At 36.9% G+C, this 12,237-nt stretch carries 13 protein-coding genes; 6 read left to right on the top strand and 7 right to left on the bottom strand.

The window, feature by feature from the left end:
- Window positions 1–6: 6 nt before the first annotated feature.
- A complete protein-coding gene (locus M2306_RS05495; RefSeq protein ID WP_259188618.1) occupies window positions 7–1,287 on the bottom strand; it encodes a chloride channel protein in 1,281 nt (426 codons plus the stop codon).
- 301 nt (window positions 1,288–1,588) lie between these two features.
- Between M2306_RS05495 and M2306_RS05490 the strand changes: the two genes are divergently transcribed.
- Window positions 1,589–2,635 carry an alpha/beta hydrolase family protein gene (locus tag M2306_RS05490; protein ID WP_259188621.1) on the top strand — a complete coding sequence of 349 codons (1,047 nt, stop codon included), beginning with the start codon at window positions 1,589–1,591 and terminating at the stop codon, window positions 2,633–2,635.
- A gap of 138 nt (window positions 2,636–2,773) precedes the next feature.
- Here the strand turns inward: M2306_RS05490 and M2306_RS05485 are convergent, their stop codons facing one another.
- The 4 genes from M2306_RS05485 to M2306_RS05470 all read right to left on the bottom strand — a co-directional run bounded on the left by M2306_RS05485 (window position 2,774) and on the right by M2306_RS05470 (window position 5,604).
- The gene (locus tag M2306_RS05485; protein WP_259188623.1) at window positions 2,774–3,385 is read right to left on the bottom strand and encodes a zinc-binding dehydrogenase; all 612 of its coding nucleotides are present in this window, start codon (window positions 3,383–3,385) and stop codon (window positions 2,774–2,776) included.
- Window positions 3,351–3,887: an alcohol dehydrogenase catalytic domain-containing protein gene (locus M2306_RS05480; RefSeq protein WP_259188627.1), complete on the bottom strand. Its 537-nt coding sequence runs from the start codon at window positions 3,885–3,887 to the stop codon at window positions 3,351–3,353. The genes M2306_RS05485 and M2306_RS05480 overlap by 35 nt, the downstream gene beginning before the upstream one ends.
- 35 nt (window positions 3,888–3,922) lie before the next feature.
- Window positions 3,923–4,456, bottom strand: a complete 534-nt coding sequence (locus tag M2306_RS05475; RefSeq protein ID WP_259188628.1) for a DUF4334 domain-containing protein — start codon at window positions 4,454–4,456, stop codon at window positions 3,923–3,925.
- A 359-nt stretch (window positions 4,457–4,815) separates the two neighbouring features.
- Window positions 4,816–5,604, bottom strand: a complete 789-nt coding sequence (locus M2306_RS05470; RefSeq protein WP_115090372.1) for an AraC family transcriptional regulator — start codon at window positions 5,602–5,604, stop codon at window positions 4,816–4,818.
- A 129-nt stretch (window positions 5,605–5,733) separates the two neighbouring features.
- On the opposite strand from M2306_RS05470, the gene M2306_RS05465 reads away from it, so the two are divergent.
- The 3 genes from M2306_RS05465 to M2306_RS05455 are packed head-to-tail and all read left to right on the top strand — an operon-like array spanning window position 5,734 to window position 9,729.
- Window positions 5,734–7,071 carry a TolC family protein gene (locus M2306_RS05465; protein WP_259188630.1) on the top strand — a complete coding sequence of 446 codons (1,338 nt, stop codon included), beginning with the start codon at window positions 5,734–5,736 and terminating at the stop codon, window positions 7,069–7,071.
- Window positions 7,071–8,144: an HlyD family secretion protein gene (locus M2306_RS05460; protein ID WP_259188631.1), complete on the top strand. Its 1,074-nt coding sequence runs from the start codon at window positions 7,071–7,073 to the stop codon at window positions 8,142–8,144. The genes M2306_RS05465 and M2306_RS05460 overlap by 1 nt, the downstream gene beginning before the upstream one ends.
- The gene (locus M2306_RS05455; protein WP_259188632.1) at window positions 8,134–9,729 is read left to right on the top strand and encodes an MFS transporter; all 1,596 of its coding nucleotides are present in this window, start codon (window positions 8,134–8,136) and stop codon (window positions 9,727–9,729) included. The genes M2306_RS05460 and M2306_RS05455 overlap by 11 nt, the downstream gene beginning before the upstream one ends.
- A 139-nt stretch (window positions 9,730–9,868) precedes the next feature.
- On the opposite strand, the gene M2306_RS05450 is transcribed toward M2306_RS05455, so the two are convergent.
- Window positions 9,869–10,381, bottom strand: coding sequence for a dihydrofolate reductase family protein (locus M2306_RS05450; RefSeq protein ID WP_259188633.1), 513 nt, complete (start codon window positions 10,379–10,381; stop codon window positions 9,869–9,871).
- An 85-nt stretch (window positions 10,382–10,466) separates the two neighbouring features.
- Between M2306_RS05450 and M2306_RS05445 the strand changes: the two genes are divergently transcribed.
- Window positions 10,467–10,817: a winged helix-turn-helix transcriptional regulator gene (locus M2306_RS05445; RefSeq protein WP_115090377.1), complete on the top strand. Its 351-nt coding sequence runs from the start codon at window positions 10,467–10,469 to the stop codon at window positions 10,815–10,817.
- 30 nt (window positions 10,818–10,847) lie between these two features.
- Here M2306_RS05445 and M2306_RS05440 read toward each other — a convergent pair whose 3' ends face one another.
- Window positions 10,848–11,228 carry a Fur family transcriptional regulator gene (locus M2306_RS05440; protein ID WP_259188636.1) on the bottom strand — a complete coding sequence of 127 codons (381 nt, stop codon included), beginning with the start codon at window positions 11,226–11,228 and terminating at the stop codon, window positions 10,848–10,850.
- Window positions 11,229–11,314: 86 nt separating this feature from the next.
- On the opposite strand from M2306_RS05440, the gene M2306_RS05435 reads away from it, so the two are divergent.
- A complete protein-coding gene (locus M2306_RS05435; RefSeq protein WP_259188639.1) occupies window positions 11,315–12,223 on the top strand; it encodes an NAD(P)/FAD-dependent oxidoreductase in 909 nt (302 codons plus the stop codon).
- Window positions 12,224–12,237 lie beyond the last annotated feature (14 nt).

The following is a 12,237-nucleotide window of genomic DNA, read 5'->3' as shown; positions in this document are numbered from 1 at the left end:
AAAGGCCTATTTAGCAGCTAAATCCGCTTCTTTTTTGGCTAGATAAAAATCATACGTATAAACATTATACGGCAAGATGCGTTTTGCAAAATATTTAGCTGTAAAACTTCCCAATAACAAGGGAATGAACAGTTGATATCCATTCGGAACTAAGTTACACACCAAAATTAAAGCGGTTAAGGGCGCATAAATAGAAGCCGATAAAGTTGCTGCAGCACCTACTAAAGCAAAATTAAGTGGGATGAGTGCTAGTCCGAATTGAGCATTGCAAATATGAGCAAATAAAACACCTAAGAAAGCTCCAGCTACAATACTAGGAGCAAATACACCACCATCTCCACCTGCACCCAAAGTTAATGCGGCAGCTAAAGGTTTTAGTAGCATTAAAAAGGCTAAACTATATAATGTGATAACATGCGTTGGATTGAGAATCTCTTTTAACCCGTGATAACTATCTCCGTATAATACCGGAAATAAAAGAATAAAAAGTCCGACAGAAATAGCCCCTAAATTTACACGTAGGAAATTGTTATTAATATTTCCAAACAGCTTTTTCATACGGGTAACCAACAAGGTAAAATAAACCGACAACAATCCACATAACAAGCTTAATATCAAAAATAACGGAATAGCATATTCATTCCAAGTTGTTATTTTAAAAGGTAATAGAGGCTCGTAGTTAAAGAATAAGATGAAGGCTAAAGACAACAACGCTGATGTACCACAACTAATGAATAACGTTTTACTTGTCTTTCTTGCAATCACTTCCAAAGCAAAAAGCAGACCTGCCAAAGGGCTACCGAATAGTAAAGCGACACCCGCTGTAACTCCAGCACAAATCAATTCCTTTTTATACTTATTTGCAGAGAAATGCTTTGTATGAACCATATTTCCGACAGTTGCAGTAGCCACTACAGAAGAGACTTCTATACCAGTAGATCCTCCTGTAGATACCGTTAAAAAACCATTGATTAAATGGGAAGGTATTTTAAAAGCAGGAAGGTGATCTTTGCGTTGATCTAGTGTTTTGTATATCTCGGTAATACCCTTATTCTTACGTCCTTTAAATACTAACTTTCGCAAAAAATAAATTGCCGTTATTCCAAGGGTAGGAAGCAGGATAAAAAGTAATTTTTGCGTCTCAGATACCGTTTCAAAAATAAAGTGTTCTGCCTTTTCCGTTAGTTGTTGGGTAATAAAAACTAAGAGTAAACTGCTTATACTTACAAGAGCAGAAGCTAGAATTAATTTAAATACATGCTGATTGGTAATTTGCTGTCTTTTCATTTACACTAAATATAATTGTAGTCTAGTTTTAGCTGTCTATCCTTACTACAGAACGGGCAGAAGTGGATATAAACCACTTTTATAAGAAATCGTTGCAAAAGTATAAAAAACAGGAAAACATGGGTGTTAAATCTGTATTGTTTTTTTGTCTTACTCAATCAGCTATTAAAATCTATAGCCCTAAAATTATTTGTTGAGAATAGGCACCACATGCGTTCTGCTTTTTTATTCACTAGAACCTATTTTCAAAAAATAATTTCTACTTTTAATATCCCTAGCAAAAGGTTTAAAGTTTTTTAGTATGCGTTGGAAAATTGGCTCTTTACTTATTCTAATTTTATTCGTAATTATCGGTTACTTCTTTATTGTTGGCAGCAATGATTTTGAAATTGACAACATGCAACATCGAGATTATGTATTTGTTTCAAAAGGAGAAGAACTCTCCGCTACTTTATTTATACCTGAGCGCGGTATTAGTAAGCAAACGCCTGTAGCGTTACTGATTCATGGCGATGGCCCTCAAGACCGTACATCAGCTAAGGGATATCTTCCTTTGATTAATTACCTAGTGGAGCAAGGAATTGCCGTATTTTCTTGGGATAAAAAAGGAATAGGAATGAGTAAGGGGAATTGGCTCAATCAATCTATTGAAGATAGAGCAGTAGAAGCGAAAGACGCTTTTAATTTTTTATCTACTCAGGTTGGTTTTGCTGTGGATAAAATAGGATATTTAGGCTTTTCACAAGCAGGTTGGGTTATCCCCAAGGCAAGTACCCTAACGGATCCCGCTTTTTCAATTATCATCGGAGGGGCCGTAAACTGGTTGGATCAGGGCAATTACTTGACTAAAATACGCCTCGAAAAAGAAGGGTTTTCCCAAGACCTTATCGCTAAAAAACTCGATTCAATAAGAAGAAACGATATCGCCTTATTTACTGATTTCAATGCGAATGATATTGAACAATCGGGCATAGAAAAAGATCGTTTTTTATTTATTGCTCGAAATCTAAAAGCAGATGCAACTCAGGATATTCTAACTATGAAAGGCCCTTTATTGGCCTTATGGGGAGAAGATGATCTCAATGTTCCTGCGGAAGATAATGCTCAAAAATACCGTGAAATTGCAAAAGGGAGAAAGAATTATCATTCAGAAATCAAAATATATCCTCAAAGTACACATGGTTTACTAAAGGCTGCTTATTTTAATTACCAATTGACTTCACAATGGCCAACCTGGAAGAAAGGGCTATTTGTCGGTATGGGACGCAAAGCATATACAGCAACTGTGCTTTCGGATATAGCCAATTTTATATTGGAACAGACGGAACAGATTGATCCTAAAGGATAGAAGATACTCCAATATAGTATAAACATTGACTATCAAGGCCTTCCAGAACCCTTTAACCTTGATAAAAAAATTCAAAAAGGCGTTAGTTTTTATAACTAACGCCTTTTTAGGTAATTACAACCTCATAACGTCCATCTCTTACGCTTGATGAGGCATTCGAATAATTGGTTTTATTACAATTCCTTTTCCTGAATCTTCAACTGCTTGATTAATTTCATCCAATTCATAAAAAGTAATCATCTTATCAAAGGGAAATACACCATCTAAATGCAATTGAATCAATCGTGGGATAAATAAATCAGGAATACTATCTCCTTCAATAACTGATCTAACAGCTACACCAAATGAAAAAGGAGAATAATCAATTTCTAATTTACCTCCAGCTTTCATTACCCCTAAGGTATAAACAGTAGTATTGCTTCGCATGGCTTTAACCAATTCATTGATAACAGAATTAATGGCTGTAGTATCTATGGTATGATTCAATCCATTAGGAGCTAAATTTTCGCGGATGTATTGGCTTACCTCAACAATATTCTTACTATTAATGGTATGAGTGGCACCTAATTCTTTAGCAAAAGTCAATCGTTCCTCATGGATGTCAATCGCAATAATTTTAGTACATCCTGCTACTTTTGCCGCCATAATAGCGGCTAATCCTACGGGGCCAACACCTGAAATAGCTATAATGTCGCCTGCTTGAGGTTTAGCTACATTAAATACGGTTCCAGCACCTGTTTTGAATTCCACATCCCAATGGACCTAAAAGCGCTAAATCTATTTCTTTGGTTACTTTCACCACACTACTCTCATTGGTCAATGTATACGTTGCAAACGACGATTGATTAAAAAAGAATCCACCTAATTCCTGGTTTCCATCGTGATACGCACAACTTCCATCTGCTCTTTTCCCACTTAGATTTAATTTGTGGAAATTAAAACAATAGGAGGGATGCCCAGCAATACATTGTTCACATGTACCACACGCACCTGGTGCTAAGACCACGTGATCTCCAACAGCTACTTTCTGAATATTTGCTCCTACTTTTTCCACAATTCCAGCTCCCTCATGACCTAAAATCCCTGGAATTGGAAAAGGGATTTGTTGATTTGTAACGGCAATATCGGTGTGACAAATTCCTGTAGCTACTATTTTAACTAGAATTTCATCTGGTCTTGGCTCATCCAATTGCACATCTTTTATGGTATATTTACTTTTAGGTTCTTGAAGAACGGCTGCTTTTATTTTCATCTTGATTAATTTAAAGGGTGATTTTTCTGTTGCTATTAAACATCTAAATGTATCGTTGATTGATTATCTCGTTCTAGGACAAAGAAAAAAGGCTCTGGATCTCCTTTTAAGTCCATAACCCCTAAAACTTTTGTGTCGTCAATCTTAACAAAGACATCCAATATCGGTAATTCATCATAGACCATCGTTGCACAAGATCTTCCTCTATATTCTGTATTTCTAAGCCGTGCTTTTGCCTCTTTTGTTTTTTCAAAAACGCGTGTAGCTTCTTCTTTTTCTGTATGCTCCGTACGTCCAAACAGACTTGTAGGTTCAACAGAATAAATAGCTGTTTTATCTTCAGTAAAATACAGCAGCGGATGTACTTCTTCCAAGTTAAAAAACACTTTTCCGTACCAACCACTATGTTCTAATTTCCCATCCAATCGATGCCCTGAATTAATCGAAATTCCCTTCCAACGCCCAATCATAAAATCCAGCGTTGCAGGTTCTAATTCATCAAATAATTTAAAGGCTTCTTCTACTGTTGTTTTTCTCTCTTTTAATACATTTTCTAGTCTAATATTCATCTCTTCATTTTTTAAAATTATACAGCTAATTGAGCTACAAACAAGCTCTTTATAAGTAATAAAACCACCTATCCAACATGTTAATAACCTATAAGTTACAATGAATAAAAGAGAAAATAACCTAAAAAAATGCCAATTATATAAACTTTACCAATATTTAATTTATAATTCGCTTTGTGCGAAATTACCCTCTATATTACTTGACATTTATTCACTTTTATAAGCGTTAAAATTTACTGTTAATTAGAATAAAGAGATTGAAGGAAGAAAATAAGTAATTCAATTGAGCTGCAAGAATAAATTTATCACTCCATACCAACTAATGAATGGAGGTCGAGGGATAAGAATGAAGAGAACTCTTACCTTTTTTGTCTCATTTCAAGAGGGCGTATTCCCGTATACTCATAGAAGGCATTGCTGAATGACCCCAGCGTTACATAGCCAACTGTATTAGCTATTTCACTGATTGAATGCTCTGTTTTGACCAATAACTCAATGGCTTTTACGATGCGTACTGTTTTCAAGTATTGTAAGAACGAAATTTGAAGTTCTGCCTGAAATAGGCGTGAAACCGAACGTTCACTAAGGTTAAACTTATCACTAATGGCTGCTAAAGTTAATTGCTGACCAAAATGGATGTCCAGGTAATCTGTTATTTTAATGATACGGGGATGATCACTGAAAGGCAACTGTAACTGCATATTCTTATTGATGGAAGAAGGCAGTATATTTTTTAAGGCTTGTAGAAACTCAAAATTTGGGGTTTGAGGGTTCACCATCTGATTGTGCCAGCATTCGGTATAGGCAATCATTTCTACAACCAAATCAGAAGCTGCATAGATGCCAAGTTCAGCGTAAAAAGGATGTTTAGCATCATCTTGGGTATAAAAATATAAGGAACGCAATACAGTAGCCGAGTGACTAAGTTTCAGAATATGAGGTACACCCTTGGGGATCCAAAAGAAATATTTAGCCGGAACCACATAGGTTTTAGTATCGACCGTAACATACGTAATTCCCCCCTCTACATAGGTTAATTGCCCTTTCTCATGTTGGTGTAGGGGATAGCGTTTATCTGATTTTTCATGTGTTACAAATACGCCGTCTTGAACGGTATCTATAAAGTCTAAGGAATCGATGATTCTCATGGGATCTACTACTTATTTTGGAATACAAAAGTAGGAATGATTTTTGTCTGGTTTCAATAAAAAGTTGACTATTTTCGAAGTACAAGATATACTGTACTCCCTTTAATTTTGCGCCGTTAAAAATTGTATATGAATCTCGGAAGTCACTTTCTACTCCCTGTGTTTGCTAGTATTGCCCTGATAGGCTATAGTCAAACCACTCCTGTGTTGATGGTTCAAAAAGATACCATCCACCTGACTTTAACGGACGTTTGGCAGCAAACAGATGTCCAAAGCAAGCAAGCCTTACTCCATACCAAAGCGCAGCAAATTAGTAGAGAAAATACGAAAGATGCTGAAATGGGTAGATACCCTGTGTTCAATGGAATAGCGAAAGTAGAACAGGCCAGTAATATTCCCGTGTATTCGGATGGTATATTCAACAAGCCCGAACAGCATGATGTAATTCATACGCTTTATCATACAGGAGTTTCGATGTATCTCAACCTCTACAGTGGAAATCGCCAGAATTTAGAAATCGCAGCACGCAAAACCGAAGAACAAAAAACAGCGATTATAGCCGAATTATCACAGTCAGAAGTTCGCCTAGAAACAGCGAAGTGTTATTTGACACTGGCCAAAGTATTGCGCTTTAGAACCGTGATTCAACACGATATTGCCGATCAACAAGAGCAATTGGCCGAAGTAGAAAAGCTCTACGAACATGGTGTTATTCTCAAAAGCGATGTATTGCGTGCTACAATGGAAGTATCGAAACGAGAAATGACATTGGTACAGATAGAAAATGATATTCTAATTGAAAATCAAAAATTAGTTCTATTGCTGGGCCGTAAGGATTCAGATTTTATTAAGCCAGAAGCATACTCAACTGCTGCGATGCCTTTAGAACCCTATGAAGAGGCGCTAGAGATTGCCTCTGTTTATGCACATAAACAATTACTTTCAACCACCGATTTAGCTCTTAGTGCGATTGAACAAAAGAAAGTAAAAGCACAAAACAAACCCAGTATAGGATTAATAGGAAACTTCACCATGGCCAATCCGCAAATCTTTTTATATCCTTATAATCCCAGTTGGTATAGTTTAGGAACCATTGGCGTGCAGGTATCCATTCCTATTTCCTCCCTGTATCACAATACCCATAAAGTTCGCAGTCGTGCATTAGAACATGAAAAAGAAGAAATCCAACATCACTATGTTCAAGACCAGATAAAACAAGAGGTACAAGAAGCTTACTTGCGCTATACGGAATCTTTAGTACAAATAGAAGTCTGTACCAAGAACAGTGCCCAAGCAGCTGAAAATGCCCGTATCATCAAGCAAACCTATTTTAATAAGTTAGCCTTACTTACGGATTTATTAGATGCGAATTTACAGCATTTACAAACGCAATTTGAATTAGAAGCGGCTAAGCTAGATAGCCTTTACAAGTATTATACCCTCCAACAAGTCAAAGGATTATTATAATGGATACAAAGACACGTATTAGAATTACAGATCGCTTTATTACGCGTGTAACTCGTTATATCGCATTAATTGTTTTATTTTTTGGTTGCATTTGGGGGCTGAACACCCTTTGGACGTATTGGAAATACGAACAAACCAATGATGCGCAAGTACAAGAGTATATTAATCCTGTTATAGCAAGAGTAGGGGGTTACCTCACGGAAGTTCGCTTTGAGGAGAATGAGCTCGTTGCTCAGGGAGATACCTTACTCATCGTAGATAACAGAGAGTATATTTATGCACAGGCAGAAACAAACGCTGATATTGCAAAACAATATGCGCAATTAAAAGAATTAGAAGCCCGTCAATATACTTTATCGTTAACTGCGGCTGCGGCTCAGAGTCAAATCCAAGGACGCGCATCCAAATACAATCAACAGGAATTAGATTACAACCGATATCACCAACTCTATCAAGCGGATGCAGCTACTGCCCAACAACTAGAAGAGAAACGCGCCCAACTTGATCTTGATCGCAGTGATTGGCAAAGTAGTGTAGAACATGCACAAGCAGCTAAATCGAGTATTGCTGACATCGAAGCACAAAAGAAAGTGCTAGAAAAAGAAATCGCTAGATTGGAACAGCTTCAGAATTACAAAGACCTGACGGTCGGCTATACTGTTATTACCGCTCCCTATCGCGGGAGAATGGGCAAGCGAAGTATAGATTTAGGGCAGATGATTACACCAGGTCAAGTTTTAACCTATATGGTCAATGATGAAACACCGAAATGGATTGTAGCCAACTTTAAGGAAACACAGATTAGAAATATCCAGGTAGGTGATGAAGCAGTCCTAACAGTAGATGCTTATCCTGATACTCCATTTACAGGAAAGGTAATCTCTATTGCACCGGCTACAGGGTCTAGCTTCTCATTATTACCACCCGATAATGCTACAGGGAACTTCGTTAAGATTGTTCAACGAATCCCTGTGCGTATCGAGATTACAGCCCCTCGTGATTCAGAAGAACTCCTGAAAGCGGGAATGAATGTTCAGGTGCTGATTTCAAAAAAACAAGTCCATGCAAAATAGCGAACCAACAGCATTATTCGTTGATTGGATCCCAGAATGGGCCGTACGCGTCATCCTTTTTGTACTTTTGATGCCGAGTATTGTGCTCTTTTTTCTACCTGCTGCTAATGCTACTGCAGCAGCAGGTTATTTTGGATGTGATCCTCGAGATATTCAATTTTCAGTTTCCTTACTGTATGCTGGTTTTGTCTCTTTTTATAGCCTAGAACGACGTTTTTTTACGTATCTCGCAACGAAAGAATACTTTATCATCTTTAATGTTTTACAACTCTTGGGCTGCGTTGTATTGTATCATGTACAAGCGTGGTGTATCGTATTTCCCATTCGTTTTTTACAAGGTATGCTGTTTGCTAGCACCGTAAATCTGTGCATTTCGACGCTGTATATACGCCTCGAAAGTTCTAAGGCAAGAGAGATCTCTTTCTCTTGTTTTTACGGTATTTTAATCTGTGCAACCCCTTTTAATCAGCTCATTACTTCAGATTTAATTGATCAGTACGACTATTCTTTTTTATACCAAGCCGCTGCCTTTTCTTTTATTCCGGGATTACTTCTGATTATGCTCACGATGAATCACGTACGACTGAATCGCAAGTTGCCTTTGTATTGTTTAGACTGGGAGAGTTTTGTACTCTATGCTGTTGCGATTGTACTCTTTGGATACATTACAATTTATGGTCAACAGTATTACTGGTTTGAAGATGAAACGATTCGTTGGGCTGGATTGGGCATCCTACTTGCACTAGTTATTTTTATCATTCGCCAGAAATACTTAAAAAGACCTTATATCAATTGGAACGTATGGAACTATAGAAATTTTAAGATCGGACTATTTTTACTCTTTATCTTATACCTCTGTCGTTTTGCCTCAGGTATAACCAATACCCACTTCATTACTTCCCTTCACTTAGATCCTCGACATTTGTCTTATCTCAATATCTATAACCTGATCGGATTAGTAATAGGTGTTGTAGTTGTTTGTATTTGGCTGTTAAAACGATGGTCCATGCGCTTGATTTGGAGTTTGGGGTTCCTTTTTCTATTTGTTTATCATTTGGGGATGTACTTCCTGTTTGTTCCTACAGCCAATACGGATACTTACTATGTCTTATTGTTTTGCCAAGGATTTGGAGTGGGACTATTGATGGTGCCAACGATTATCTATTGTATTGCATCAGTTCCAGTGGAATTAGGAGCTTCAGCTGCTGCGATTTGTTTAGCCATTCGTTATTTGGGTTATACAACGAGTATTGCCGTAATGAATTACTATAATCTCTATAGTAGCAATCTTCATCAAAGTCGTTTTTCGGATTATTTAAATTATGCCAATCCATGGCTTCAACAAAAATTAACGCATGGAATGCGTAAATTAGAGGCTAGGGGACTCTTACATACACCAGCAGAACAGGCAAGTACCAAACTCTTGCTTACCGATGTAAACAAGCAAGTTGAATTGAGGTATGCGATGGATTATTATGAACTTATGTGTTGGATGTTAATCATCATTATCCTTTTAGTCATTTTTACTCCCTATCTAAGTAAAACTTGGGTGTATTTAAAATCTAGAACGGTATCTCCGTTCTAATTGAATAAAACAGATTGAGAGATATCAATGCGCCATAAATAGCAAGATCTAACTACTACAAGTATTGAAAATCAAGACCCTTATTTTCAATACTTGTTTTTTTAGTTGTTGAAAACACAACGCCTCAACAATTGCCATTTTAATTTCTAGTCTTAGCTAAGTGTAACTGAAGTAAGCCTTGTTTTACTTTGTGGGTTACGAGTTCAAATGCAGCATGCAATTGATTATTTCGACCTAAGAAATCTCCTTCTCCTGTGAGTATTGGACTTACATTCAAATAGAGGTCGGTTACCAAATCTTTTGCTATAAATGCATTGAATGTTCCTGTCCCGCCACCAATTGCAATTTCGTTTATTCCTTTTTCAGCCATATAAGCTATCGCATGTTCGGGTGAATTTACATAAGTATACCCTTCTACTACTTGGGTGGTATTAGATAGCACTAAGATTTCAATGCCCTTGAAAAGGTCTTTAACTGCTTGTGGGAATTCTTGGAAATTTTGAAAGGTTTGTCTACCTATGACTAGATTTCCCACTTGATGGGCGAGTTTCAGGTAAAAAGCGAAGGCTTCTTCTGGCAATTGATGCGCCGGATTATCGGATACTAAGATTCTGCCATTGATTGAAATATTAGCGATTAAGGTTACTTTCATTGTATAATTATTAGGTTCTATACAAAAGTAAGACGCACTTCTTTTATCTTTGCTATGACTTACTTTGAGGTTAGTAACTAACAGTATGACAGCAATAAAAAACGATCAAGTACCCACAGAAACGATTTTGGCTTTACGAGATGCCTTGGAATTATTAAGTGGAAAATGGAAATTTTGTATTCTTCATCATCTTCATACGAAGGGAGAAATGAGGTTTAAAGACTTACAAGAAAAAGCGCAGGGAATCTCGCCTAAAGTCTTGTCTAATGAGTTACAAGCATTGGAAGATAACCTGTTCATCACAAGAACAGTCAACAAGACCAAACCAATCACGGTCTCTTACCAACTAACTGCACATGCACAAGAAAGCTATCCTGTACTAACGTCTCTTATTGAATTTGGTTTAAAACACAGAGCAAAAATTAAGAATAAATAGAAAAACTCCGTACTCTCTTTTTGCACAATCTTAATTACACTCTGGGCAAATCCCTGAAATAGTAAAATTTAAGCTTTTGATCTTGTACTTTTCAGGTAGGGTAAAAGAAGGCTCAACTGTTGTAATACAAGTCGTTGTCTGACAACGCTCGCAAGTAAAATGAAGGTGATTGTGGTTGTGTTTTTCTAAGGTACAATTTTGACAAATAGCATATTTAATAACGCCTTCTATCGTAGCTATTTTATGAATAATTCCTTCTTCCGTTAAGCGATTCAATACTCTATAAATCGTAACTCTATCACATACCCCATGTAGTATAGCGAGGATTTCCGCAGGGGATAAAGCGACCTCTGAAGTTTCAATAAGCTTTAATATCTCAGTCTTAGCTAGTGTATTTCTAGTTTGTTTCATCATTTAAAATAGTAATGCAACAATGTTGCAGTTACAAATTTAATCATTATTATTGCAACTAAATTGCATTAATAAAAATAAAAATCATGACGTACAAAGAGAAATACGATGTAATTATTGTTGGAGGAAGTTATGCTGGACTTTCAGCAGCAATGGCTTTAGGCCGTTTATTAAAATCTGTTTTACTTCTTGATAGCGGTTTGCCTTGTAATAGACAAACACCTTATTCGCATAATTTCATTACCCAAGATGGACAAACACCTGCGGCAATTTCAACTAAAGCAAAAAAACAAGTATTGGCATACAAAACGGTGTCTTTTTACCAGGGATTAGCACTTTCAGGTCGACAGACACCAGAAGGATTTGAAATTACAACCGCAACACAAGACGTTTTTAGCAGTAAGAAGCTAATTTTTGCTACAGGGATTAAAGATAAGTTACCTGCTATAACAGGGTTATCAATGTGTTGGGGGATTTCTGTTATTCATTGCCCGTATTGTCATGGTTATGAGTTTCAAAACAAACGAACAGCTATTTTAGCGCATTCCGATAAAGCCTTACATTTGGCTTCTTTGGTGAAGAACTTAACTCCGAATATTACAATTGCCACTCATGGAGGAACTGCCTTTACACAAGAACAACGGATTAAACTGGAACAAAATAATATTGCAATTATAGAAGAGAAAGTGATTGGAGTGGAACATGATAACGGTTATGTGCAATCCATAGTCTTTCAAGATCATTCAAAACTAGCTGTTGAAGCAGTTTACGCAGCAGTGCCCTTTGAGCAACATTGTGGTATTCCGTTTGATTTAGGTTGTGAACAAACTGAATCGGGGCACATCAAGGTAGATGCTTTTCAAAAAACGACAATAGAAGGTGTCTATGCTTGTGGAGATAATACAACTTTGTTCAGATCGATCGCTGCAGCTGTTGCTAGTGGATCAATGGCCGGAGCGATAGTTGTAAAAGAACTTACCGATGCGTTATTTTAAAGTATAAAACCATC

It is taken from the genome of Myroides gitamensis, assembly GCF_029894455.1.
Classification (GTDB): domain Bacteria; phylum Bacteroidota; class Bacteroidia; order Flavobacteriales; family Flavobacteriaceae; genus Flavobacterium; species Flavobacterium odoratum.
This window is presented reverse-complemented; position numbering and strand designations above follow the sequence as displayed.